Consider the following 26,113-nt stretch of genomic DNA (forward strand, 5'->3'; position numbering starts at 1 on the left):
ACTCATTATGGATGGTAGTAAAGAAACTGAACGTCAGAGACAGAGAACACCCGCTCACGCTGCAATATTACGTGAGCGCTGCCTCCCTGACTCTGCAGCCAGCGAGAATATAACCCCTCGAGTATGGCACAGAACGCGTTGCACCAGCGCACGCGCCCCGCATCGTCGCGGCTGACCGGCAACGCCTGATGGCGCAAGCGCAGGCCATCCTCACCGACGTCGATGGTCACCACCCCCCAGTGGAAATGGGTCAGCAGCCGGTTGATATTCGCCTCCAGCTCCCCTACGGTCTCCGACGCCGGCAACGGATGGGTCTCCGCCAACGAGGCGCCCATCTGACGCAGGAAGGGCTGACTTTCCAGCTCGCCGGCATTATTTAACATACCTTCGACCATAATAATCAACAGATCGAACCATCCGGCAGGCGTTTGCTGCTGCTGAAACCAGGTCATCACCACCGGGTTATTGTTCTCCGTCATCATCAATGATCTCCTAACATATAGCGAATATAGAGCCCGGCGGTGCTTTCGTTATAATCCCCGAAGGTGTCATAGCCAATCTGGCCCCCCAGCGTCATCTGTTTGTTGACCTTGTAATCCGCCCCGGCGCGCAGGGTATAGCCGATGCCGCTCTTCGAGGTCGCAGAATAGTAGGCTTCCTTGGCAAACCCATTGCTCACCGCCGTCTCCAGGGTCTGCTGCCACTCCGAATTGGTCGGGAAATAGGCGCTCTTATCCTGGCTGTAAGACTGGTAGCCCACCGAGCCGCCGAGCTTCATGGTCCAGTTATCATATTTTTCCGTCAGACTGACCGGCAGCGACACGCTGACGTAGTTTTGCGGACTAAAGTAGCCCCCCTGGCCATAGGTGAAGTAGCTGAGGTTTTTGGAGTAATCCATATAGCTCATGCTCAACCCGGCCTGCAGCTGGCGGTATTCGTCATGATAGGGCCGCAGATAGACCCCGGCATTGGCGTTGATGCTGGTGTTGCTGGCGACGTTCTGCCCCAGGTAGCTGTAACCGCCGCCGCCAACGTAGAAGCCCGCGTCACCGTCGTCATAACTCAGCTGCAGGGTGCCGCCGTTTTTCGTCACCTGCCCCCAGGTTTTACCGGAATAGGCATCCTTCAGACCGACATACGAAAGCAGGCTGTCGGTGAGCGAGCGGCGTTCGCCGGTGAGGATCAGCGACAGATAGTTGGTCAGCTTGGGCGACCATTTCACCCCGCCGACAACGGTATTCAGATCCTGGCCCAGCGGCGTGCTGCCGATATCGACCCGGTAATCGTCACCGCTTAGCGCCAGCGCCAGTTCGACGCCGTTGGCCTTCTGCGAATCGGTCGAGCCGCTGGTCTGGTCAACGTTCGGCTTACGGCTGGACGAGGAAAGATAGCTGGCCACCTGCCCCGAATCATAGCTCCCGAGCTTCGCCAGGTTTTCCATCCCGCTGCTGGTGGTCGGATTGAAGTCCGCCGCGTTCAGGGTGCCCAGGCCGCTTAACGCCTCTGCCCCCGGATTGCTGGCAAAATAGGCCGTCCGCTCCGCCTCGGTCATCGAGGCGATCGCCGCCTGCTCGCTGGTGGCGGTACTCACCATATTGGAGACCGCGTTGGCCAGCGGGTTGGCGCCGTAGCGACGCCAGGCGTCGCCGCTGGCGGTCCCGGCGTTTAACGACACCGGGGTGACGGTAAAGTCAAAGCGCGAGTCGCCAAACGGCGAGGAGGACCAGGTCAGCGGCGTTCTGAGCTCCGTCAGCTTGCTGGTGCCCGATTCGCCGTCGCGTCCGCGCACGTCCATTCCCCCCTGCAGCCAGCTGCCGGTTTTCTCCTGCAGCGACTCCATCATGGTGTCCACCTGACGCAGCATCCGCGTCTGGGCGGTGTCCACCGGCAGATCGGTGCGCTGGATCCCCGGCAGCGAGGAGCCGGGCGCGGCGGCCGACTGGGCAACCTGCCACGGCATATACTGCCCGTAGGCGGAGGCCGTCCGCGTCGGCGCCGACGTTTGCGACACGCCGATGAAGGGGTTATCCGCCGCCAGCACCCCGCCGACGGTCGGCGTTTCGCTGCTGTTGGTGCTTTGCATGCCCAGCAGTTTGCCGCGAGCGCTGCGCAGGTAGGTCATCGCCTGCTGATGATGACCCTGGGCCTCCGCCACTCTCGCCAGCAGCAGCAGGCGATCCGGGGAGTTATCCTGACGCAAGCCGCCGGCCAGCTGTTCCGCGCGATCGTTGTTCCCCGCCGACAGCGCCACGTCAATGGCCCCGGCGCGCGCATCCTGGTTCGGCGTATCGCGCGTCATCAGATAGTCATAGACCACCCCGGCCTCTTTGTTCATTTTGCCGCTCTGGTACAGCCGCGCCATGGCGAACATCAGATCGGTATTCTGCGGATCGCTTTGCATGGCGCGGATCAGCTTGTCATACGCCGCGGCATAATTGCCCTGCTCGCGCAGGCGGTCGGCCTCGTTGATCACATAGCCATTGCGAATGCTCGCCAGCTGCGTCGGCGTACTGCTGGCCTGCAGCTGCGGATTGCTGATCAGGTTCTGCGCCTCGCCGGTCAGCCCGGCCTGGTTCAGGACGGCGATCTGATCGGCGTAATCCCCGGCGTTGCCGGACACCCCGCCGCTGATATTGTTGCGCACCAGCGATACCGCGGTGGTCAGGTCGCCGCTCTCGGCCAGCAGCCGCGCCAGCTTGCCGGCGTCCGCCGGGGCTTTCGGCGGCGTAGAGGCCATCGCCCGCAGGGTATTGCTGGCGGCGATGGTATTGCCCTGCGCCAGGTAGTTTTCGGCGGTCACCAGCTGCAGGTTGTAGTTCACCCGCTGGCGTAAATCGCGCATGTCGCTGGTCTGGCTGCCGCCGGGAATGCGCGCCAGCAGCGTCTGCGCCTGTTGCCAGGCGCCGTTTTCGCTGGCGAACAGCGCGGCGGCATACAACGCGCTATTGCTGGCGCCGGGGCGATAGGCCGCCGACATCAGCGAAGAGGCCTCGCTGGCGTTACCCGATTTTTGCAGCAGTCGGGCCAGATCGAGACGCAGCCAGGGATCGTCTGGATAGCGGGCAACGCCTTCGCGCAGGGTGGCTATTGCGCCGGCTGGGTTACCGCTGCTGACCTGCGCCTGGGCCTGACGACGCAGGGCGTCGCCTGGCATGCCGGCCACCACTCGCGGCTGCAGTTTTTGCTGTAGGCTCTGCGGCAGCGTCTGCAGCATCGCCTGCGCCTCGGCGGATTTATTCTGCTCGCGCAGCACGTAGTAGAGGTTTTCCCGCGCCGCCGCATTCTGCGGGTCGTCGTTTAACAGTGAGCGCAGCGTTTGCTCGGCCTGGGGTAAATCTTTGTTATGTCGCAGCACATCGGCGCGAAACAGCTTCGCCGAGGCGCCCCGCGCCCCGCTCTGCTGCGCAAGCGGCGCGGAGAGCGCCAGCGCCTGGCTGATATTGCCCTGCTTATAGGCCTGCTGAGCCTGCGCCAGCTGGCCGTAGAACAGGGCATCAGCCGCCTGCTGACGGCGGGTCGCCGAGGCGTCGCCGCCGAGGTCCGCCGCCCGGCTCAGATATTGCGATGCGGCCTGGTAGTCGCCGCTGCGCTGCGCGATATAGCCCATGCCCGCCAACGCATCGGCATCCTGCGGGTTGGTCTGCAATACCTCTTCAAACTGCTGCTTCGCGGCAGCGGTATTGCCGCTGTTGAGATTGGCGTAGCCCTGGCCGCGCGCCTGGCCGCTGCGCCGTTCACGAAAGTAGTTCTGAACTTCGCTATCCTGCGGATGACGCTGCATCCAGGTGTCGTAATACTGCTCATCCCCGGCCTGCGGCCCCAGCCAGAGCAAGGCCTGACGCAAGCCGCTGTCCGCCTCTTTATTGCCGCTGGCCATCGGCTCGAGCAGGGCGATCCCTTCCCGACGGGTATCTTCCCGCCAGGTTAACGCTTTGCCCAACGCTACCCGCGGGGCGTTCTCCTGGGGATGCTGCGCCACGTACTGCCGCAGTTCGCTAATGGCCTGCGGATAGAGCGATTTGTCGCTGGCCATGGTCAGGTAATATTCCGCCGCCAGCCCGGCAGGCGGCGTATTGCCATTGAACATGCTGCGCCAGGTCGCCAGCGCGCCGGGGATATTGCCGCCGCGCGCCTGCTGGCGAGCCAGACTGAGCTGGCCCTGCGGCACCTGCGACATTTTTTTGGCGTTGTCCAGATCCTGCAGTCCCGGGCTGTCCGGCGCCGCTTTCGCCAGCCGCGCGCGCCACTGCGCCGCCGCCTGCATATCGCCGCCCTGCTGCGACCAGAGCGCCATCAGATACAGCGCCTGGGTGTTGTTGGCATCCACCGAGAGCACCTTCTGCAGGGACTCCATCGCCAGCTCGTCATGGGATTTCTCATGCCAGTAGTTGGCCTGGGCGAACAGCGCCTGCAGCGCCGCATCGTTACCCGCCGCCAGCGCGCCGCCAGAAGCGCCGAGAGCCAGGGCGCCGGTGAGGCAGAATGTGGTGAGCCGCCGGGAGCTTTTCATCGTTATCGTTATCTTTCTTTTCATTGGTTATCCCCCGAACCCAGACGCTTACGGGCGTGACGTTTAAACATCGCGGTCAGCGCCAGTCCCATTATCGAGGTGGCAATCAGCCCCAGCAGAGCGAGGAAACCGGAGTGCTGGCTGGCATACCAGACCGACATCATGTACCACGGCATCTGACCGCTGGGGAACGGCGTACTCACCTGGAAACTACGCACCCCGTTATCGCTGGTGATCACCGCGGTATCGCCACGGATCCCGGCATTGATGCGCGGTGAGTCCAGATCGTTTTTCAGTCGCGCCAGCTGGTCATCATTGCTGGCCATCGCCACCACCACCAGGCGGGCGGGGTTCCACGGCGAACGATAGCTGATAAACCCGCGCCAGGCGCTGCTGGATGAGAAGTAGCGATCGGCATCGAGGCTGGCGGAGGTCCAGTCGCCGGTGAGTCGGCGCTGCGCTTTTTGCCACAGGTCGGGCTCGCGGACGCTCAGCACATTATCCACCGGGCGGTAGGGTGAGTCGGCCAGCAGGCTCTGGTTGAAGGCCTGCTGATCGAGAGCGGTGACCGCCAGCACATCACGTTCGCGCAGCGACTGCAAATCCCCGCCGCCGGTGGGCATCCCAAGCACGACGCGGTTATTCGCCAGCGCGGTGCCGGTCGCATTCCCGGAGCGCGCCGCCAGATTCAGCAGGGTTGCCACCTGGGTCTCAGACGGTTCCGCCGGCAGCAGGAGCGTCGTTTGCGAATAGTCCGCCAGCCGCGAGAAAGGGAAAGAGGCGCCGACGAAATAGGAGAGGTTTGGCAGCAGCGAGAAGTGTCGCGTTTTGCTCAAATCAATCCATGAGTCGTCAGTGATGCGGCTCTTGATATTGTTATTCAGCAGAACCGAGCACGGAACATCGTCCTTCGGCACCACATTGAAGTACATCGACAGCTGGTTATCGCCATAGATCAGGTAGGGTGCCAGCGGGATGGTAAAGCGCTCCTGGCGCGCATCGCCCCCGAGGTAGCGCCAGACTTTCTCCAGCGGCCCCTGCTTGTTCATCGGCAGGTTGTTGAGGAAGGTGCCGTTGAGCGTGACGCTCAGCAGGGACTTGTCTTCATTGATCCAACTCTCCGACGGGAAGCGGTAGCCAACCTGCAGCGGGATCGTCTCGCCATCCCACAGATAGAGGTCCGGCGCGGCGCGGAAGGCGATACGTAAAGGTTCGTGCCAGACGCCGCTGACGGTCGGGCTTTGATCCTTACGCAGCAGTTCGCTGAGTCTGACTGGACGATCGGTGGGGATCCAGCGCGGCGCATCGTACGCTTTGCCAACCGGGATGGTCTGTGGTTCAACATCCAGCGTCGCGGTTTGCGGCGCGAAGTTGCCGCGGGTCAGGCGCCAGGCGGCCATGCGCAGCGCGGTATCGTTTTTGCCGACAATCAACAGCAGCTTGTAGGCTGGATTGGCGGGGTTGGCGATGATGCGCAGCAGTGGCTTATCGGTTTCCGGCAACGTCATGCCGCCCACCTGCTCGCCCGGGTGGCCAATCACGATACCGTGGCGTTCCGGCAGGCGGTCGCGCAGCGCGCTGAAGGCGATGCCGCGATAGTCCGCCTGGATACCCAGCCAGGAAGAGACCAGCGCCGCGGCGCTGAAGACGTCGGCCGACGGCTTCGCTCCATAGGAAACGGCGATGTCCGCCGGCGTCATCTGCATGCTGTCGAAGAATGGACGCGGGAAGTGGCTCAGATCGTCGCTGATGTTCAACTGCTGGCTTTCCCAGCTGAAATGCGACGTGGGCAGCACCGTCACCCGCGACGAATCATGAATGTCACGCTGGCACTGCAGGGTATCGCCATCGTTGATCTTCACGCTCAGGTTATTACTGGAAACCATCAGCGCGGGCGGGATATCCAGTTGATAATGGGAGACATCCTCGCCATCGGCCCCCAGCGGCAGGGTGCCGAGCGGTTGACCGTTGAGCATCAGCTGCAGGGTGGCGTTGCGACTCACCATTTCCGGCGATACGCGAACGGCAAGGCTAAGCTGCGAATGGATCACCACCTGATCGGAAGGCAGGGTAAAGCTGACGCCCCCCTGCCGCTGACCGCCGCTGAGGATAATGCCGTCCGGCATCCCCATCTGCGCCAGATTCAGATCGCCTCCCCAGACCGGAGCGACAGGAATGACCTCCGGCGCGGCCGACCCGCTCACCGGCGGGGGCAAGTCCGGCATATCCGGCGCAGGGGCCGTCGCCGCCGCATCGCCGGCGGTGGCGGGGGCTGTCGGGGAGGCGCTCTCCTCCGGCGAGGCGGCCGGGGGTTCGTCGCCTGGCTCGCTGTCCGCCGCGCCATTGAGCTGCGGAAAGCTCAGCGGCGCGGCGGCGCCGGAGCCCGGTTCTTCACTGTGCAGCGCAGGCGCAGAGAGCATCCCTGCCAGCAGCGCCAGCGTCGTTAATCGCTTCATAACGTGCCATCCTCCTGCGCCGTTTTCGCCACTGTTGCCCGATTGCGCTGGCTGCGACGGGTTTTCCACGTCAGCCAGAACAGTTCGAACACGCAGCGTAAAATGGTGAAGAAGGAGCGGAACGGGTTATCCTGCGGGCGCGGCGGATTAATCCACGCATCCGCGCGGGCCAGCACCACGCGCACCAGCTCACGGCGGCGCGAAAGCGGAATATCTTCATCAAACTTGAGGCGCAGGAAGCGCTCGTCAGAGGTGACCAACTGGGCCGGGATGGAGATAGCCCCGGACTGCAGGATCAGCTCAACCTCTTCGATATCATCCTCCAGATGGCGCTTATCCGGCGCCACCACGCGGCAACCGCCCATCGACAGATCCTCGGTGTGGCTGCGGGACACGATGCCGCTGGCGTAATGGATCACTACCGGGATATCGACATCGATACGAATGGTTTTCCGCACCTGCCGCGTTTCACGCGCCACGGCAATCGCCGCCAGCAGGAAGATCAGGCTGTAGATCCCCCACCCGACGTTCAGAGCGATAACGTTGGGGTCCGAGCCAAAGTAGTCATGGCCAATCGCCCGGACGATGCCGACGATCACCCCCAGCGCCAGCAGACAGGCCACCACCAGGTGCGGACGCACCACGGTGAAATCGAAGTAGCCGACGTCCAGCAGGCCGCCCTTATCGGTGACGTTGAATTTGCCGCGTTTGGGGAAAATCATCGTCACCAGGGTCGGCAGCACCAGGTGGAAAGCCAGCACAATGTCGTAGATTTCCCCCCAGAAGCTGTAGCGATAGCGGCCGTTCATTCGCGAACCGACGTAGATGGCGAGAAACAGGTGCGGCAGCGCATAGGAGACGATCAGGCTCGCTGACGAGTAAATGATATTGAGGTTAAAAAGCAGATAAGCCAGCGGGGCGGTGACAAACACTACCCTCGGGAGCGCAAACTGGTAGTAGAGCATGGCGCTGAGGTAGCACAAGCGCTGCTGGAAGGTCAGCCCGCGGCCAAACAGCGGGTTATCGACGCGAAAAATCTGCGTCATCCCGCGCGCCCAGCGGGTACGCTGGATAACGTGCACCACCAGGCGCTCGGTGGCGAGACCAGCCGCCAGCGGGATATCGAGAAAGGCCGACTTCCAACCAAGGCGCTGGAACTTGAGCGCCGTATGGGCATCTTCGGTCACCGTTTCCACGGCGAAACCGCCGATCTGCGCCAGCGCCTCGCGGCGGATCACCGCGCAGGAGCCGCAGAAAAAGGTGGCGTTCCAGTTATCGTTGCCCTGCTGAATCGGGCCATAGAACAGCATCCCTTCGTTCGGGATGTTGCGTCCGACGGAGAGGTTGCGCTCGAACGGATCCGGGGAATAGAAGTAGTGCGGCGTCTGCACCAGAGCCAGCATCGGATCTTTCAGGAAGCCGCCGACGGTGGCCTGCAGAAACACGCGCGTGGCAACGTGGTCGCAGTCGAAAACACAGATAAGCTCCCCCTGGGTCAGGGTTAGGGCGTGGTTGAGGTTTCCCGCTTTAGCGTGTTTGTTATCGTTGCGGGTGATATAACCCACCCCGACGTCGGCGGCGAAGACGGCAAACTCGCTGCGCTTACCATCATCCAGAAGATAGATTTTCATTTTATCTTTTGGATAATCAATACATTGTGCCGCGAGGACGGTGTCACGCACCACCTCAAGCGGTTCGTTATAGCTCGGAATATAGATATCCACCGTCGGCCACTTGCTCATATCATCCGGCAGCGGAACAATACCGCGCTTCAGCGGCCACACGGTCTGCAGATAGTTAAGCAGCAGCATCACCCAGATATAGACTTCCGCCAGAAAGAGCCCCATGCCGAGGATAGTTTCAATAGCTGAGTTGAAGTGCAGGGTCTGCGTGAGGCGAAAATACATGTAACGGGTAGACATCAGCAGCGACGTGACGACCATAATGACCGATACGCTGCGGCGCTTGCTGAACCCCATCAGAAAGAGAATACCGATGCTCAGCAGACCAAAAATATACTGCTTCTGGCTGTCCATCGGCGTGATCACCACCAGCACGGCGACGGGTGACAGCACCAGCGCCAGCAACCAAAAAAGAGATTTTTTCATTCAGCAGCCCTGCAATAAGTTAAAGCCCTGACATGCGTGGCTGGCTGTGCACCGTGCCATCGCCAATATGGATACCCAACAGCGAAGATATTTTTTTAGCAATAATTTCAATATCGAAGGCCGCTGCCGAGGAAGCGTTAAAGTCCAGAATCGACTTCTGCGACGCATTGGCCTCCACCACGCTTTCATCACGATGGACGATGCCAAGCAGTCGCTCGCCCAGCTTCTCTTCCATCAGGCTGGTGACGTCCCGGCTGACCTGGCGACGGCTATCGCTTTGGTTAATGACGAAATAGTGCCCATGCTTGTGATTCAGCGCCGCGCCGGTCAGGCGCTGTTTTTCCACGTGCGCCAGGGTCGACATCGAGGCAGTATCAGCCAGCAGCGGGATCAGATGCAGGTCCGCCAGCCCCGTCAGCGCCTTTAGCGCCGGCGAAGGCCCTGGCGGCATATCGGCGATGGTGATAAGTCCGGGATAATTCAGCAGTGCGGACAGTCCGCGCTGGAGAAAATGGTCATTGTGGGTCAGCTGCTCATCAAACGCCTGACGCTGCGCTTCGCTCACTTCGCCATACGGCAGGACGAAAATGTTGCTGCCGGCGCTCAGCACGCACTGGCTCCAGTCGTGCAGCTCCAGCGCCTTCGCCACATAGCCGCGCTCATCGTTCAGCGGCACGCCAAAATGCAAACGCAGCGCGTTCTGGACATCAAAATCCAGCGCCAGCACTTTGCTGCCGGTCCGCGCCAGCGAATAGGCTAAATTGGCCGCCAGGGTCGTTTTCCCTACGCCACCTTTCGGTGAACAGACGCAAATCAACGGCATGTTGCGATCCTTTCCAGAAGTGATTTCAAAGGCTGGTCTTTATTTTTCGCCACCGGCTCTGCGCTTTTCGCCGCGAACAGGTGGGCATAGTTCTCGGCGGTGGGCGCGGGTCGAGGAGCCATTCTCGGCTGCGCCATTGCCGGTTCAGGCGCCGGGATTGAAGGCGCAGGGGTCACCGCAGGCTCCTGCCTGACTGGCTCCGGCGCGGCGGTGGCGGTCTCCACGGCCGGCTGCGGGGCCGCTGGCGCGGCCGGAGCGGCAGGCACAACGGAAGCGGAGGCTGGCGCCGCCGCTACGGCCGCTTCTATCTGGTGGAACAGATCCGCGGGCACTGACTGCGGCAGGGGCGCGGAAACCGAGCCTCCCAGCGCCAGGGAAGAGGGTTTCTCTGCGCCGGGATTTAGCTGATTGAGGATCGCCCAGTCGCCATGCTCGCGCGTGGCGGCTTGCGATGAAAGATCCTGAAATTTGAGGTTTTGCGTCCGCGTTTTTTCCTGAAAGCGCTGCAGATCATCATAATGGTTCATTGATAACCTCATGATTTTAAAAATTTCATATTAAGTTTGTTGTTATTTTCTAAGTATATTTAAAATATCGTTGCGTCTCTGGTATGGCAGAAAACGCGCCGTTGGAGACGTACCAATACATACGGTTGACAGGGTTATAATAGTTTAGAATTTGATTTCCGGTGTGATTCCACGGCAGAAGTATCGCTACACTAACATTTTCTTTTCAGAAGGATAGCCCCATTTTTTAGGTATGCGTCCATCCTTAAACCACGCTTCCACCGCGCTTCCCGTCCGTTTTTATATAAATGTATTAGGTAATGATAGAATCATAGCGTCAGATCAGCGAAAGAATAAACCTGAACCATTTTAATTTCTCTTTAATTCTATAAAAATGGACTGAAAGTCTTATTTTTTCGGATAATCGACGAAGAATGCGCCGAGGACGTGGCATTCACTGCGATAAAAGGCGATATCGCCGGGTTTTATCCCCGGCGGGAGAGAAGCCCCCGGTTATCGGACCGGGAGCGTGCCATCAGGCGTGGGGCTTTTGCGGATTCTCATCCTGGTCGACGGCAAAGCAGGCCACCAGCTGGCCGCCGTAATCCTTCAGCTGCGGCTGAAGCTGGGTGCAAGGGCCGAAGCGCCGGCGGCAGCGCGCGTTGAAGGCGCAGCCCGGCGGCGGATTCAGCGGGCTCGGCAGCTCGCCGGTCAGCTTAATCCGCTCGCGACGGTCGTCCGGGTTCAGACGCGGCGTCGCCGACAACAGCGCCTGGGTGTACGGATGACGCGGATTGTTAAAGATCTGGTCCTTGGTGCCCTTCTCCACGCAGCGGCCGAGATACATCACCATCACTTCATCAGCGATATGCTCGACGACCGACAGATCGTGGGAGATAAACACATAGGACAGACCTAAATCCTGCTGCAGATCCATCATCAGGTTCAGCACCTGAGCGCGTACCGAAACGTCCAGCGCGGAGACCGGCTCATCGGCGATCACCACGTCCGGATCCAGCATCAGACCGCGGGCAATGGCGATACGCTGGCGCTGACCGCCGGAGAACATATGCGGGTAGCGATCGTAATGCTCTGTTTTCAGGCCCACTTTCGCCATCATCGCCAGCGCTTTTTCGCGGCGCTGCTCTTTGCTCAGGCTACTGTTAATCAGCAGCGGCTCTTCCAGAATCTGCCCCACTTTTTTACGCGGGTTCAGAGAACCGTAGGGGTTCTGGAACACAATCTGGATTTTTTGCCGCCGCAGCTTCTGCGCCTGTGGGTCGTGCTTAAGCAGATCCTGCCCCTGATAATAGAGCTCGCCGCCGGTGGGAATTTCAATCATCGTCAGCAGACGACCGAGGGTCGATTTACCGCAGCCCGACTCTCCCACCACCGCCAGCGTTTTACCGCGCTCAAGAGTAAAGGAGACGCCGTCCAGCGCCTTCACCAGCCGTTCCGGGGCGAATAACCCCTTCTTCACCGGGTAGTGTTTTTTCAGATCAATGGCCTGCAACAGCGGTTGTGGCGTGGCGGCCTTTTGCGTACTCATAATCCAGGCCTCCCGGCATCATCGAGTGGGTAGTGACATTTAGACTGGCGACCGCCATTGAGATCCGCGAGCGCCGGCTCTTCGCTACGGCATTTATCCGTAGCATAGGGGCAGCGCGGGTTCAGCAGGCAGCCGTTGGGACGGTCATATTTCCCCGGCACTACGCCCGGCAGCGACGCCAGACGCGCTTTATCCTGGGCAAACTCCGGCAGCGCACGCAGCAGCGCCTGGGTGTATGGATGGCGCGGCGCGCGGAAAATATCCTTCGCATCGCCAGTCTCCACCACCTGACCGGCATACATAACGATAATTTTATGCGCGGCCTCGGCCACCAGCGCCAGGTCGTGGGTGATCAACACCAGCGCCATATTCTCCTGCTGCTGCAGTTCCAGCAGCAGCTCGATGATCTGCGCCTGAATGGTCACGTCCAGCGCGGTGGTCGGTTCATCGGCAATCAGCAATTTTGGCCGACAGGCAATCGCCATCGCGATCATGACGCGCTGGCTCATCCCGCCGGAAAGCTGATGCGGGTAGACGTCCAGCCGCGACGCCGGATCGGGAATGCCGACCTGGTTCAGCAGGTCGATGGCCCGCTGGCGGCGGGTTTGCTTGTTGCCGCCCTGATGGACTTTTATCGCTTCCATAATCTGGAAGCCGACGGTAAAGCAGGGATTGAGGCTGGTCATCGGATCCTGGAAGATCATCGCCACCTCCGCCCCCACCAGCTGGCGCCGCTCTTTTTCAGAGATGCGCTGCAGGTCGCGGCCGTTAAACTCCAGTTTGTCCGCCATGACCCGGCCGGGGTAATCAATCAGACCCATAATCGCCAACGAGCTGACGGATTTACCGGATCCAGACTCCCCGACGATGCCGACCACTTCGCCCTGCTTCACGCTATAGCTGATGCGGTCCACGGCGCGGAACGGCGCGTTTTCATCGCCGAAATGCACCGATAATTTATCTACATTCAATAACGCCATCTCGAACCTCTTACTGCTTCAGTTTGGGATCGAGCGCGTCACGCAGACCGTCACCCATCAGGTTAAATGCCAGCACCGTCAGCAGGATCGCCACGCCCGGGAAGGTCACCACCCACCAGGCGCTCTGCGCGAACTGCAATACGTCGGAGAGCATGGTGCCCCACTCCGGCGTCGGCGGCTGCGCGCCCATGCCGAGGAACCCCAGCGCGGCCATGTCGAGAATGGCGTTAGAAAAGCCCAGCGACGCCTGAACGATCAGCGGCGCGAGACAGTTAGGCAGAATATTGACGAACATCTGGCGCATCGCCCCGGCGCCCGCCACGCGGGAAGCGGTCACGTAGTCGCGGTTGACCTCCACCAGCACCGCCGCGCGCGTCAGACGCACATAGTGCGGGAGCGCCACGAAGGTCAGCGCCAGCGAGGCGTTGACGATGGAGGGTCCGAAGATAGCCACCAGCACCAGCGCCAGAAGCAGACTCGGCAGCGCCAGCATAATATCGACGACGCGCATGATGATTGAGTCCACCACTCCGCCGAAATAGCCCGCCACCAGGCCGAGCACCACGCCGAGGATCAGCGACAGGACCACCACCAGGCAGCCCACCAGCAGCGACAGGCGCGCGCCATACATCAGGCGAGACAGAATATCGCGGCCCACGTCGTCGGTGCCGAGCAGATGCGCCAGGCTGCCGCCCTCCTGCCAGAACGGCGGCGCCAGCAGCGAATCACGGAACTGATCCGCCGGGTTATACGGGGCGAGAAAGTTGGCGAACACGGCGATTACGATCATCACCGCCACGTACACCAGACCGACCACCGCCCCTTTATTGCGTTTGAAATAGTGCCAGAACTCCTGCAGCGGGGTCATGGGCACCGGCGCAGTGATAACTTTATTTTCAGTAACTTGTGACATGATGACCCCTTACTTCTTATGCCGGATACGCGGGTTCACCACGCCGTACAGCAGGTCGACCAGCAGGTTGACGAGGATAATCATCGTCGCCACCAGCAGCACCCCGCCCTGCACCACCGGATAATCGCGACGCTGCAGCGCGTCGATCAGCCAGCGGCCTAAACCAGGCCATGAGAAAATGGTTTCCGTCAGGATGGCGCCCGCCAGCAGCGTGCCCACCTGCAGGCCAATCACCGTGACCACCGGCAGCATCGCGTTACGCAGCGCGTGGATCACAATCACCCGCATCCGGGTCAGGCCTTTGGCGCGCGCGGTGCGGATGTAGTCTTCGCCGAGCACTTCCAGCATCGACGATCGGGTCATACGCACGATCACTGCCAGCGGAATGGTGCCCAGCACGATGGCGGGCAGGATCATATGCATTAAGGCGTCAATAAAGTCGCCCTGCTCGCCCCAGATGGCGGTGTCGATCAGCATAAAGCCGGTCAGCGGCAAGGTATCGTCAAGGAAGACCGTATCGCTGATACGCCCGGAGACCGGCGTCAGGTTCAGCTGCACCGAAACCAGCATAATCAACATCATGCCCCACCAGAAGATAGGCATCGAGTAGCCGGTCAGCGCCAGGCCCACCGCGGTGTGGTCAAAGATGGAGCCGCGTTTTACCGCAGCCAGCACGCCCACCGGAATGCCGACGGCGACGGCGAAGATCATCGCGCAGACGCCCAGCTCAAGGGTGGCTTTAAAGCGTGGGACAAACTCCTGCCACACGGGAATGCGGCTTTTCAGCGAGATGCCTAAATCGCCGTGCAGCACGCCCCAGATATAGTGGGCATATTGCTGCCACAGCGGCTTATCAAGGCCCATTTCGGCCAGCAGCTGCGCGTGACGTTCGGGGGAAATACCACGTTCGCCCGCCATAATCATCACCGGATCGCCGGGGATCATATGGACGAAGGCAAAGGTGAGAAGGGTGATACCGATAAATGTCGGGATGACAAGTCCCAGACGTCGGAGAATAAACTGCAACATAACCCGGATTCTCTCTAGTGACGCCCCGCCTGGCGACAGGGCGTCTGTATTGCTCACAAAAGCATTCCCCGGAATAGCGGGAATACGCCCCCCACCTCTCCCACGCGGGGAGAGGGGGTCAGGCATCGTGCTTATTATTCGACAGAGACGTTATCGAAGTGGTGTTTACCCAGCGGATCCACCACATAGCCTTTGACTTCTTTACGCACTGGCTCGTAAACGGTGGAGTGAGCGATGATCAGCGCCGGAGCCTGGTCATGCATCACTACCTGAGCCTGTTTGTACAGTTCAATACGCTTGTTGTGGTCGTCGGTGGCGCGGGCCGGCTGAATCAGATCTTCAAACGGCTTATAGCACCAGCGCGAGTAGTTGGAGCCGTCTTTCGCCGCGGCGCAGCTGAACAGGGTGGCGAAGAAGTTATCCGGATCCCCGTTGTCGCCGGTCCAGCCCATCATGACGCTCTGGTGCTCGCCCGCTTTCGCGCGTTTCAGATACTCGCCCCACTCGTAGGTGACGATTTTGGCCTGGACGCCAATCTTGGCCCAGTCGGCCTGGATCATCTCCGCCATACGGCGGGCGTTCGGGTTATACGGACGCTGTACCGGCATCGCCCACAGATCGATAGTGAAGCCTTTTTCCAGGCCCGCTTCTTTCAGCAGCTGCTTCGCCTTCTCCGGATCGTAGGTGTAGTCTTTAACGTCGTCGTTATAGCCCCACATGGTCGGCGGGATCAGGTTCTTCGCCGCCTGGCCTGCGCCCTGGTAAACGGCTTTGATGATCGCTTCTTTGTTAACCGCGTAGGTCAGCGCCTGACGAACTTTCACGTCGTCCAGCGGTTTCTTCTCGGTGTTGAAGGAGAGATAACCGACGTTCAGGCCCGGCTGTTCCAGCAGGGTAATGCTCTTATCTTCCTTCATGCGCGCGATGTCCGCCGGGTTCGGATACGGCATCACCTGGCACTCATTTTTCTGCAGCTTGGCATAGCGCACGGAGGCATCCGGGGTGATGGAGAAGACCAGACGATCGATCTTCGGCTTGGTGCCCCAGTAGCCCGGGAAGGCTTTATACAGAATGCGGGAATCTTTCTGATACTGCAGCAGCTGGAATGGACCGGTACCGATAGGATTGAGGTCTACTTTTTCCGGCGTGCCGGCTTTCAGCATGTTGTCGGCATACTCTTTAGAGAGAATAGAGGCGAAGTCCATGGCCAGGTCAGCGAGGAACGGCGCTTCCGGGCGGGTCAGGACGAACTGGACGGTTTTATCGTCCACTTTCTTCACTTCGCTAATCAGGTCGGGTAACCCCATCCCTTCAAAGTATTCATAGCTGCCGCCAGAAACTTTATGGTACGGGTTATTGGTATTCTTCTGACGATCGAAGGAGAACACCACGTCATCGGCGTTCAGGTCACGGGTTGGCTTAAAGTCTTTATTATCCTGCCATTTCACGCCCTGACGCAGGTGGAAAGTATAGGTTTTACCATCCGGGCTGACTTCCCATTTTTCAGCCAGTCCAGGAATAACTTCCGTCGTACCGGTTTTGAATTCGACCAGGCGATTGTAGATCGGTACGGAACTGGCGTCATAGGTGGTGCCAGAGGTGAAGAGCTGTGGGTTAAAGCCTTCCGGCGAGCCTTCTGAACAATAAACCAGGGTTTTCGCTTGCACGCTGGCAGCGACGGTCATGGCGACAAGGCTCAGACCAAGCTTCAGCATCCCTGATTTCTTCAAGGAAATACTCATTATTCTGCTCCAAAACTGTGATGTTGTTTGCATATATCCGCCGGACCTTTATTTATTTTTATTCGTCATATTCGAATGATGGATGCGTTGGCTGTGCTCAATAAGCCAGTCACATAGCCATCTATGCTCCTGGGGATGCTCAAGCTTGCCGCCTTCCCGCAATTCGAACTATTTAGAATATACCCGGTCCAGTCGGTGGTGCCCGAAGGCGTTGAGAGAGATGGGGATTCCTTTCGCAAAAACGACTGAGTTGCAGTACGGATTCTCCATGAAATGCCCCTCATGCCCTACAATCTGTCAACAGAATGGGGAAACGTCAATACAGCCAGCCGGGTTTTACATCCAGCGTGAGAAACGACAGGCAAAGATTAAAAAAACTTCAAGACGCTATTTTCAGCAGAGAAATTTATGCTACTGGCTAATATGCAGAATAAAGACCTTATTAATTTGCGACACCCAGTGGGAAACAATGCCAGTAAATGAGAAAAATTTCTTGCTATGTGACCAATATGTGAGCGATTAATAGCGTGAACGTTAAAACGCACAGCGGAAAATGCTGTATTCAGCCATAAGCTTCGCGAAAAAAGATCTGTTCATCGATAAAAAAATGCAATGGAAGATGTCACAAAATAGCGAACAGCTGGCTGGAAACGGGGGTAAAGATGTTTTTTGTGATTTTGATGCGGTTTTGGGCCGGGAGACTGCAGAAGGTGCCCGGCGGTGCTGCGCTTGCGCGGGCCTACGGGATCTGAAGCGAACCTTCGGGGTTCTCATCCTCACTGGCCGCAGATGCAAAAAAGCCTGCTCGTTGAGCAGGCTTTTCGAATTTGGTCGGTGATAGAGGATGACTCGCCACTTTGTGGCTCGCCCTGCGGGCCGTTGCTGACGCAACGTTCTCTCGCTTCGCTCGAGTCGAACCTCCTGCCCCCGGAGGTTCTCATCCTCACTGGCCGCAGATGCAAAAAAGCCTGCTCATTGAGCAGGCTTTTCGAATTTGGTCGGTGATAGAGGATTCGAACCTCCGACCCCTTCGTCCCGAACGAAGTGCGCTACCAGGCTGCGCCAATCACCGAATGCGGGGCGCATCTTACTGCTGGGATGCACCCCCGTCAATGCCTTATTAGCAAAAAATCAATCAAGCGGCGAGAATCTCGCCACTATTGCTATTCCTTCGCCGCTTTCTTCGAAGCCGGCACGCGACACCAGTTATTGTTCTCGTTGATCCCGCCATCCGGCGAAGTATAGCCGAGGCAGCCCATAATGGTGTCGTACAGCTCGACGTGGCGGCGCGGCACCTTCATCGCGGCCTGCTGCTGCAGATGGGCAAACGCAGCGGCATGATCCGGATTCTCCAGGTATTTATCCGACATCCAGACCATCATCGGCACACGGAACTGTTCCGGCGGCGCCATCTTGCGCGGCGTACCGTGCAGATGTTCACGCTCGTTAATCGACTCGCCATGGTCGGCGGCATAGAACACAATCGCTTTCTTATCCCGCAGCTGGTCGAGGACGCTGGCGATAAAGTGATCGACATAGGTCACGCTGTTGTCGTAGGAGTTGATCAGCTCCGCTTTCGAGCACTTGTTATCAACACCGACGCACTCCGGCTTCCACTGGGCGAAGCTGCGCGGATAGCGTTGGGTGTAGTTAAAGTGCGAGCCTTTCGTGTGGAGGATGATCAGGTGCTTACCAGAGGCGTTGCCCTGCTCCATACCGCGCTTCATCTCATCCACCAGCAGCATATCGTCAACGCTCTTGCCGCGGTTGCGCGGCTCGGCGCCAATCTGCTCGCGATAGGCGATATTGTTGGCCATCGTGTTGCTGTAGAACCACATCTCACTCTGCATGGCGTACAGATTGCCGCTGAAGCCCAGCTGATGAAGCACCGCAAAGACGTTCTGCTCTTTGAGGGTCCGCTGCGGGTTATCCTCTGCCCCGCCCTGACGCACAAACATGCAGCGTAACGACAGCTTGGTGGCGGTATCGCACGAGTAGCCGCGGAAAGCGACCAGATTCTTCTCTTTCGCCAGCTCTGGCGTGGTGTTACGGCTATAGCCAAGGATGCCCATATGATCCCAGCGGGTGGTTTCGCCAATGATAAACACCACGTAGGTGTCATCGAGCCCTTCCGGGGCGACGTAGGTAAATTTCTTCGCCGGGTTAATCAGCGATTTGTTATCTGAGGATTCATCCACCTGCGCCCAGGCGTACAGCCCCAGCGCCGACAGCCAGTTCGACGGCAGGTAGGAGTTGGCGATCACCCCGCCGTAGCTCGGCATATCCACTTCCGAATGGCGCTCGACATCGTGTTGGCGCAGCTCAAGCAGGCGGATAGGTCCCCAGACGATGAGGCCGGCCAACACCACGATCAGCACGTTTTTAACCCGCTGGCCCGGGGTACGCAGTTGGCGCAGCAGCGTATGGCGGCAGCGGTTGCTCCAGATAAACAGCAGTGGCGGCGCGCTCACTGCCGCCAGCCAGAGGATCAGATGCCAGCCGATGACCTCTTTCGACAGGTCGATATCGGTGGTCATCACCGAGGCGATAATCCCGTAGCCAATCACCACGTTAAGGAACGTCATGTAGTAACTGGCGGCGGCGGAAAACAGAACAATCAGCGTCGCCAGAATGCGCCAGATACGGCGACCGAACAGCGACAGAAGACGTAACAGGAAGAAGGTGACAAAGACCGTGGCCACCAGTTCAACGACACCGGAAAGCCCTTTCCAGACAGTGAACTCTTGAGCATAACCATCGAAACGCCGAAAAAAAACGGCGACGTTCATAAACCAGCCGATGTACAGCGCCAGCCAAAAACTAAGCTTCTGCTGCGTCATCGTTCTAATATATTTCATGCAAGCAAACCTGGAAAAAGAAGAATAAAACACCGCCTGACGCTGTGGCATGAGTCAGTAGGCTAATAGGGTGCGTTAGGGTTGGTTATCAGAAACCTCTACAAAGCGCGATAAGTAGACCACAGGGAACGGGAAAAGTATCAGGAGGGAATGTGATCCAGCCAAACATTTACAAAATATTTGGCTGGATTGGCACTATTTGCTTAGGGTATTAATCAGGGGCACGTTTCACGCTGCAGGTTTCAGGCATGCGCCTCGCTATAGACACTGCCTTTCGGCTGACGAATGGTGGTGGAAAGCGCCAGCGAAATAATCAGCAGGGCGAATATCACGCAGAAGGTGACGTAGAAGCCCCCGAACAGCGAAGCGATGAGGGAACCGCAGATGCTGCCGATACCAAAACCCAGATAAATCACACCATAGTTTTTCGCCAGGTTGTTCAGACCGAAGAATTCACTGACCAGCGATGGGAAGACGGTGATGGTTCCGCCGAAGTTAAAAGCAACGCAGGCGATGGCGGCGAAAAAGGTCATGGCATTCAGCGGAGCGAACAGCAGCGCGGCCATCCCCACCAGCGACACCACCTGACCGATGGTGATCACGCGAATGCGGGAAATTTTATCGGACAGGATACCTAACACCAGGCGACCGCTAAGGTTAGCGATTGAGATAACCGTTACCGCATTGGCCGCCGTGGCGACATCCAGGTGGACCATTCCCTGCGCGATATCTTTCGCCACGCCAATCACATACAGACCGCTCATGCAGGCCGTCAGGAACATCACCGCCAGCATCCAGTACTGCGGTTTACGCATCGATTCGGCGAGAGTGAAGTCGTTTTCCACGACGCCGTTGGCCGTGGTGGTCGCCGTATGATTTGGCGCATCTTTCATCAAAGTCGCGCCAAAGACGATCATCACCAGCACGATAGCGCCCCAGATAACGAAGGTTTTTTCCAGACCAACGGTGGCCAGCAGATGAGTATCAATGAATTTGAACCCCAGGCTGCCGAGGCCATAGGAACCGATGGAGAAGGCGGAGATCAGCCCTTTGCGTTCCGGGAACCACTTGACGCAGTTCGACAGGGTCAGCAGATAACCGGCCCCGTCCGCCAGCCCCACCAGCACGCCAGCGCTCAGCCACAGCATCATCAGGCTGCTGGAGTGGGCGGTCAGAAAGAAGCCCAGACCAAGCAGGATCCCGGAGGCCATGGTGACGCGCTTCACGCCAAAACGCTCCTGCAGCTTGCCGGCGACCGACGAAGAGAGCGCCAGCCCGAGGCTCAGCAGGCCAAAGGAGAAGGCGACCTGGCTGACCGGTTCGCCCAGTTTGTCAGATAGTGAACTGTTAAACAGGCTCCAGGTATAAACCGAACCGAGAGCGAATTGGGTGATGATGGTGCCGATAAGCGTAAGCCAGCGGGTCGATTGACGGTTTGCAGCGTTCATAGCAGTTGTCCTGATAAATTAACTGCCGCCACAATAGCGAAGGCCCCTCATCTAGTGGGGGAAAAAGGCATGAACTGCCATCAGCAGGGAATGAAATGCATTAATGGCGGAATGAATGACATTGCATGACATTCATTCCGCGAATTTCAGGGAAAAAGTTAGTGTGCGCTATCTCACAGAAATGCGCCATTACTGAGATTCAACAATAACCACATCGTTTCAAATGCGTAACAATCGCGGGTCAAAAGTTGGCGCTGACCCCCATCAGATAGAGCGTATTTTCCCCCGATGGGACGTTGTCCGCCTGTGACAGCGTGGCCCATGCCGCCACATGCGATCCCAGCGGCATATCGGCGCCCAGGGTGACATCACTCCAGCCGCCCTCTCTGGCGCGGGTGGTCGGCGACCAGGCATCGCTGGCGAGCGACTGGTTATAGCTCACCTGCGCCCAAGGGTGCACGCCCCACAGCGACTGATAATCCATACGCCAGCCGAGCGTGTTGACATATCCCGTCTCGCCCACGCTTTTCGTCGCCGGTGCGGTGTAGTCGCTGCGCAGGCTGGCCACCGGCCCGGAGGTCATGCCGTTTGCCAGCAGATAATTCCAGCCGACGCTCATCCCACGGCTGCTGTCCGGCGGTGCCAGCCCCTGGTTTAACGCCAGTCCGCCCGGCGTTTCAGACGACTTCATCCGCTCGGCGAGGATATCTTCATAGCGTGGTTGGTGATCGCTATCCCATGTATAGCGTTCCGACGTATTACTTTTTGTATCGATAGCGATATATTCCTGTTGCCAGGCATTCGCTCCAGAGACACACGACACCCAGACGGATACGCACACCGGGAACAAGAACCCCCGGAGGCCATTGCATTTCTTTATTATCATTAATGCGACTCCAGAAAAGAGCCGAATCGGCATTATTGCTGTGTTTTTTTGGGGATACGATTTCCCTGTATTAACTATTATCTTTATCTTTCAGTCGTCAAGCCGGGGCGTCCACTTTTTTAGCGCAGAGGGAGAAATAGCTATGCAGCGTTGCGGATGGGTGAGTCAGGATCCGTTATATATCGAGTATCACGATACCGAATGGGGTGTCGCGCAAAAAGCATCCCAGCGGCTGTTTGAAATGATCTGCCTTGAGGGTCAGCAGGCCGGGTTATCATGGATCACGGTGTTAAAAAAACGGCAAAACTATCGCCAGGCTTTTCACCAGTTCGATCCGGTGCGGGTGGCGGCGATGGGGGATGAAGATGTCGAGCGACTGCTGCAGGATGCCGGGATTATCCGCCATCGGGGAAAAATCCAGGCCATCATCGGCAACGCCCGGGCGTATCTGGCGATGGAGGAAAATGGCGAGTCGTTCACTGATTTTGTCTGGTCCTTCGTCGACAATGCGCCCCAGGTCACCCGCGCGGCGACGCTGGCGGAGATCCCGACCACGACGCCGGCCTCAGATGCGCTGTCTAAAGCGTTGAAAAAACGCGGTTTTAAGTTTGTCGGTTCGACAATCTGTTACTCTTTTATGCAGGCCTGCGGGCTGGTCAACGACCATGTCACCGGCTGCTTCTGTCACCCTGGAGGTCAGGATGATCCGCAAGTGGGACGCTAAAGATAACCTGCCGCTGCTGGACCTGTGGCTGGAAAGTACGATTCATGCCCATCCCTTTATCAGCGAAAGCTACTGGCGCGACAGCGTCGCGGTGGTACGGGATGTCTATCTTCCCGCCGCCAGCACCTGGGTCTGGGAGCGCGACGGGGAGCTAAAAGGCTTTGTCAGCGTGCTGGAGTCCCGTTTCGTCGGCGCGCTGTTCGTCGCGCCGGACGCTATTCGCCAGGGCATTGGCCGGGCGCTGCTGGATGAAGTCAAGCAGCACTACGCCTGGCTTAGCCTTGAGGTTTATCAGAAAAACGAATCAGCGGTCAGTTTCTACCATGCGCAAGGCTTCCGCATTGAAGATTGCGCATGGCAGGACGATACTCAGCACCCCACCTGGATTATGCGTTGGCCGGCGGATCAAATGCCGTAAGCGGCAGCGCCGGGCCGGTATATTTCTCCAGCCACGCCAGGGCGGTGTTACCGGCACAGCCGTTGCCCAGGCGGGATGTTGGGATATCTTTAGTTAAGACGTTCACCGCCCCGTTTTTGCAGATGCCCGCCACCGGATCCAGGTCGGGCCACGCCCCTTCATGCAGGCATATCACCCCCGGGCGGATCCCCTCCGTCACCACCGCGCCGGCCAGCACCTGACCGCGGGCGTTCCACACCCGCACCAGATCGCCATCGGCAATCCCCCGCGCCCGGGCATCCTGCGGATGAATAGTCAACGGTTCGCGTCCGGCAACGGCATAGCGTTCGCGCAGCGCGGAGTAGTTCAGTTGACTGTGCAGCCGGTGGGCCGGATGGGCCGACAGCAGCTGCAGCTGCCCCGCCTCGGCGTTGCCATGCCACTCGTCGGGCTCCAGCCACATTGGGTGCGGCGGGCAGTCGGTGTAGCCAAAGGCGGCGATGGTCGGCGAGTGGATCTCAATTTTACCGCTCGCCGTTTTCAGCGGGTTGGCCTGGGGATCGTCGCGGAAGGCGGCAAAGCGGATGAAACGGGCATTCTCCGGCTCCTCCGGCATCTCAATCAGCTGGTTAGCCTGCCAGAATTCGGCAAACGGCGGCAGCGTCACCTGCTGCTGGGCGCCGCGCCGGGCGGCCATCTGATAGAAGGTCTCCAGCCACTGCAGATCGCTCTTCCCTTCGGTAAAGCGCTCGCGGCCGCCCGCCTCCCAGCGTTCGCTGAGGTCGGCAAAGACCGCGAAATCATCGCGCGCTTCACCCTGCGGGGCGACCACCTGCTTCATCGGCACCAGATGCTGATTGCTGTAGTCCCCGGTCATCGTCAGATCGTTGCGCTCAAACGAGGTGGTCGCCGGCAGGACGATATCGGCATGACGCGCGGCGGCGGTCCAGAAGCATTCGGAGATGACGATAAGCTCTGGTTTCTGCCAGGCCTGAATCAGGCGGTTGGTATCCTGATGATGGGTAAAGTTGGCGCCGCCGGCCCACCAGATAAAGCGAATATCGGGGAAGCGCCGCGCCATGCCGTTGTGCTGATACTCCGCCCCCGGGTTCTCCAGCGCCTCGACAATCCGCGCGACCGGGATCTTCTCCACGGCGTCCACGCCTCCGGCCACGCTCCCCTGCATCGAGCCCAGCACCGCCGCGCGGCGGGTCGGATTGCCGCCGTTGGCGAAATGGTAGGAAAGACCAAACCCGCCCCCCGGGGTGCCAATCTGCCCCAGCATCGCAGCCAGGGTGACCAGCATCCAGTGTTTCTGCTCGCCATACTGCTGGCGCTGCATGCCCCAGCCAGACATCAGCATAGTGGTGTTTTCGTGGAAAAGTTTCGCCAGTTCGCGGATCTTATCCGCTGCAACGCCGCAGATAGCCGCCGCCCAGTCGGCGGTTTTCGCCACGCCGTCGCTTTCGCCGGTCAGATAGCGGGCAAAAATCTCGTAGCCGCTGGCGCAGCGGGCAAGAAACTCGTCGTCCTGCCAGCCATTCTCCACCAGCGTATGGGCGATACCCAGCATCAGCGCGACGTCGGTGCCCATATGCGGCGCGATCCACTCCATCGAATCGCCAAAGAAATCGACAGTTTCCGATCGCATCGGATCGATGCAGATCAGGCGTTTTCCGCTCTGGCGCAGCCGGTCGATCCACGGGATACCCTGCTCGTCGGAGGCGTTCCAGGCAATTTTCAGCGTATTCAGCGGGTTGGCGCTCCACAGCACCACTACCTCGCTGTATTCCAGCACCAGCGGCCAGCTGGTCTGCTGCTGATATACCTCATTGCCGCCCACGACGTAAGGCATGATCGCCTGCGCCGCGCCGGTGGAGTAATCCCCGAGATGGCCGGTGTAGCCGCCCGCCAGGCTCATATAGCGCTGCAGCAGGGTGGCCGCCTTATGCAGGACGCCGTTAGAACGCCAGCCGTAGGAGCCGGCAAAAATAGAGGCCGGTCCGTAGCTTTCGCGGATCCGACGATGCTGGGCATCGATCAGATCCAGCGCCTGCTCCCAGCTCACCCGCACAAATTCATCCTGACCGCGGACCCCCTGGGGCTTGTCCGGAGAGGCAAGGAAACCTTTGCGCACCATCGGGTAGCGCACGCGGGTTTTACTGTGCACCTGGTCGCGCACCGCCGTTTGCAGCGAGTTGGCAAACGGTGTCGCCAGCGCGCCGCGGGAGGAGAGGACGTTTTCCCCGTCCGTTTCCACCAGCATCGGTCCCCAATGGGCGGCGGTTAAAATGGTTTTGGTTGCAGATGAGGTTGGCAAGGGCAGCTCCTGGTCAGCGAAAGCAGGTGTGGTGACGGTGCGATCGGCGCCGTTCAATGTTATTTACAAAATGAGATGGTGTTTGGGGAATTTTCTACGTATTCGCGCGTCATAATCAACCGTCACGTTCGCTGTGACAAAGAATAAAAAGGATTAAGGACATTAAATGAAAAAACGCGTACTTATGATTGCGGCGCTGGTCAGCGGCACCCTGGCGATTTCTGGCTGCACCACCAACCCCTATACCGGTGAGCGTGAAGCAGGTAAATCCGGTATTGGCGCAGGTATTGGCTCCTTAGTGGGCGCTGGCGTCGGCGCGCTCTCCTCTTCCAAACATGACCGCGGCAAAGGCGCGCTGATTGGCGCAGCGGCAGGCGCGGCGCTGGGCGGCGGCATAGGCTACTACATGGACGTGCAGGAAGCGAAGCTGCGCGACAAAATGCAGGGAACCGGGGTCAGCGTGACGCGAAATGGTGACAATATCGTGCTGAACATGCCGAATAATGTCACTTTCGACAGCAACAGCGCCAACCTGAAACCGGCCGGCGCCAACACCCTGACCGGCGTGGCCATGGTGCTGAAAGAGTATGAGAAAACCGCCGTTAACGTGGTCGGCTACACCGACAGCACCGGCAGTAAGGATCTGAATATGCGTCTGTCGCAGCAGCGTGCTGACAGCGTCGCCAGCGCACTGATCACCCAGGGCGTGGCGGCCAACCGCATTCGCACCACCGGCATGGGGCCGGCGAACCCGATCGCCAGCAACAGCACGGCGGAAGGTAAGGCGCAGAACCGTCGCGTGGAAATCACCCTCAGCCCGCTGCAATAAGCGCATCCTCATGTTGCCCGGCCGCGCCTCTGCCG

17 protein-coding genes, 1 tRNA gene, 1 other RNA gene and 2 pseudogenes are annotated in these 26,113 nt (G+C 59.2%); 3 read left to right on the forward strand and 18 right to left on the reverse strand.

Annotated elements, in window-relative coordinates:
• Positions 1 to 5 precede the first annotated feature (5 nt).
• The 17 genes and pseudogenes from bcsD to ACLH1I_RS23555 form a co-directional block, all read right to left on the reverse strand.
• The gene (gene bcsD, locus ACLH1I_RS23475; protein ID WP_004204979.1) at positions 6 to 482 is read right to left on the reverse strand and encodes a cellulose biosynthesis protein BcsD; all 477 of its coding nucleotides are present in this window, start codon (positions 480 to 482) and stop codon (positions 6 to 8) included.
• Positions 482 to 4,534, reverse strand: coding sequence for a cellulose biosynthesis protein BcsC (locus ACLH1I_RS23480; RefSeq protein WP_043522509.1), 4,053 nt, complete (start codon positions 4,532 to 4,534; stop codon positions 482 to 484). The genes bcsD and ACLH1I_RS23480 overlap by 1 nt, the downstream gene beginning before the upstream one ends.
• The gene (bcsB, locus tag ACLH1I_RS23485; RefSeq protein ID WP_151629222.1) at positions 4,531 to 6,966 is read right to left on the reverse strand and encodes a cellulose biosynthesis cyclic di-GMP-binding regulatory protein BcsB; all 2,436 of its coding nucleotides are present in this window, start codon (positions 6,964 to 6,966) and stop codon (positions 4,531 to 4,533) included. The genes ACLH1I_RS23480 and bcsB overlap by 4 nt, the downstream gene beginning before the upstream one ends.
• The gene (gene bcsA, locus ACLH1I_RS23490; protein WP_004204982.1) at positions 6,963 to 9,074 is read right to left on the reverse strand and encodes a UDP-forming cellulose synthase catalytic subunit; all 2,112 of its coding nucleotides are present in this window, start codon (positions 9,072 to 9,074) and stop codon (positions 6,963 to 6,965) included. The genes bcsB and bcsA overlap by 4 nt, the downstream gene beginning before the upstream one ends.
• A 19-nt stretch (positions 9,075 to 9,093) precedes the next feature.
• Positions 9,094 to 9,886 (reverse strand): annotated as a pseudogene (locus ACLH1I_RS23495) (cellulose synthase operon protein YhjQ/BcsQ).
• Position 9,887: 1 nt separating this feature from the next.
• Positions 9,888 to 10,424: a cellulose biosynthesis protein BcsO gene (locus tag ACLH1I_RS23500; RefSeq protein WP_151629220.1), complete on the reverse strand. Its 537-nt coding sequence runs from the start codon at positions 10,422 to 10,424 to the stop codon at positions 9,888 to 9,890.
• Positions 10,425 to 10,740: 316 nt separating this feature from the next.
• Positions 10,741 to 10,920, reverse strand: a pseudogene (locus ACLH1I_RS23505) (hypothetical protein).
• Between the two features lie 18 nt (positions 10,921 to 10,938).
• Positions 10,939 to 11,952: a dipeptide ABC transporter ATP-binding subunit DppF gene (gene dppF, locus ACLH1I_RS23510; protein ID WP_004204985.1), complete on the reverse strand. Its 1,014-nt coding sequence runs from the start codon at positions 11,950 to 11,952 to the stop codon at positions 10,939 to 10,941.
• The gene (dppD, locus tag ACLH1I_RS23515) at positions 11,949 to 12,932 is read right to left on the reverse strand and encodes a dipeptide ABC transporter ATP-binding protein (protein ID WP_043522501.1); all 984 of its coding nucleotides are present in this window, start codon (positions 12,930 to 12,932) and stop codon (positions 11,949 to 11,951) included. Before dppD ends, dppF begins: the two co-directional genes overlap by 4 nt.
• A 10-nt stretch (positions 12,933 to 12,942) precedes the next feature.
• Positions 12,943 to 13,845, reverse strand: a complete 903-nt coding sequence (dppC, locus tag ACLH1I_RS23520) for a dipeptide ABC transporter permease DppC (RefSeq protein ID WP_004204988.1) — start codon at positions 13,843 to 13,845, stop codon at positions 12,943 to 12,945.
• Positions 13,846 to 13,854: 9 nt separating this feature from the next.
• Positions 13,855 to 14,874, reverse strand: coding sequence for a dipeptide ABC transporter permease DppB (gene dppB / locus ACLH1I_RS23525; protein ID WP_002921786.1), 1,020 nt, complete (start codon positions 14,872 to 14,874; stop codon positions 13,855 to 13,857).
• 134 nt (positions 14,875 to 15,008) lie between these two features.
• Complete coding sequence (dppA, locus tag ACLH1I_RS23530; protein ID WP_017900014.1) at positions 15,009 to 16,616, reverse strand: dipeptide ABC transporter periplasmic-binding protein DppA; 1,608 nt, start codon at positions 16,614 to 16,616, stop codon at positions 15,009 to 15,011.
• An 828-nt stretch (positions 16,617 to 17,444) separates the two neighbouring features.
• Positions 17,445 to 17,577, reverse strand: a non-coding RNA gene (locus ACLH1I_RS23535) — RtT sRNA.
• A gap of 34 nt (positions 17,578 to 17,611) precedes the next feature.
• Positions 17,612 to 17,688: transfer RNA gene (locus tag ACLH1I_RS23540), tRNA-Pro, on the reverse strand.
• Between the two features lie 91 nt (positions 17,689 to 17,779).
• Positions 17,780 to 19,474, reverse strand: a complete 1,695-nt coding sequence (eptB, locus tag ACLH1I_RS23545) for a kdo(2)-lipid A phosphoethanolamine 7''-transferase (RefSeq protein ID WP_198080179.1) — start codon at positions 19,472 to 19,474, stop codon at positions 17,780 to 17,782.
• A 242-nt stretch (positions 19,475 to 19,716) separates the two neighbouring features.
• Entirely contained in the window at positions 19,717 to 20,922 is a 1,206-nt protein-coding gene (locus ACLH1I_RS23550) for an MFS transporter (RefSeq protein ID WP_004204995.1), read from the reverse strand.
• 241 nt (positions 20,923 to 21,163) lie between these two features.
• The gene (locus ACLH1I_RS23555) at positions 21,164 to 21,745 is read right to left on the reverse strand and encodes an autotransporter outer membrane beta-barrel domain-containing protein (RefSeq protein WP_072140522.1); all 582 of its coding nucleotides are present in this window, start codon (positions 21,743 to 21,745) and stop codon (positions 21,164 to 21,166) included.
• A gap of 205 nt (positions 21,746 to 21,950) precedes the next feature.
• Here ACLH1I_RS23555 and tag point away from each other — a divergent pair, with 205 nt between their 5' ends.
• Together tag and ACLH1I_RS23565 are read left to right on the forward strand one after the other, a co-directional pair.
• The gene (gene tag, locus ACLH1I_RS23560) at positions 21,951 to 22,532 is read left to right on the forward strand and encodes a DNA-3-methyladenine glycosylase I (RefSeq protein WP_004204998.1); all 582 of its coding nucleotides are present in this window, start codon (positions 21,951 to 21,953) and stop codon (positions 22,530 to 22,532) included.
• Complete coding sequence (locus ACLH1I_RS23565; protein ID WP_004205000.1) at positions 22,510 to 22,950, forward strand: N-acetyltransferase; 441 nt, start codon at positions 22,510 to 22,512, stop codon at positions 22,948 to 22,950. Before tag ends, ACLH1I_RS23565 begins: the two co-directional genes overlap by 23 nt.
• On the opposite strand, the gene ACLH1I_RS23570 is transcribed toward ACLH1I_RS23565, so the two are convergent.
• The gene (locus tag ACLH1I_RS23570) at positions 22,919 to 25,249 is read right to left on the reverse strand and encodes a molybdopterin guanine dinucleotide-containing S/N-oxide reductase (RefSeq protein WP_151629216.1); all 2,331 of its coding nucleotides are present in this window, start codon (positions 25,247 to 25,249) and stop codon (positions 22,919 to 22,921) included. The genes ACLH1I_RS23565 and ACLH1I_RS23570 overlap by 32 nt on opposite strands.
• Before the next feature lie 166 nt (positions 25,250 to 25,415).
• Here ACLH1I_RS23570 and ACLH1I_RS23575 point away from each other — a divergent pair, with 166 nt between their 5' ends.
• Complete coding sequence (locus ACLH1I_RS23575; protein WP_002921917.1) at positions 25,416 to 26,078, forward strand: OmpA family lipoprotein; 663 nt, start codon at positions 25,416 to 25,418, stop codon at positions 26,076 to 26,078.
• Positions 26,079 to 26,113 lie beyond the last annotated feature (35 nt).

Source organism: Klebsiella sp. 1SOBk10mer (assembly GCF_046602535.1).
Taxonomy (GTDB): Bacteria; Pseudomonadota; Gammaproteobacteria; order Enterobacterales; family Enterobacteriaceae; genus Klebsiella; species Klebsiella quasipneumoniae.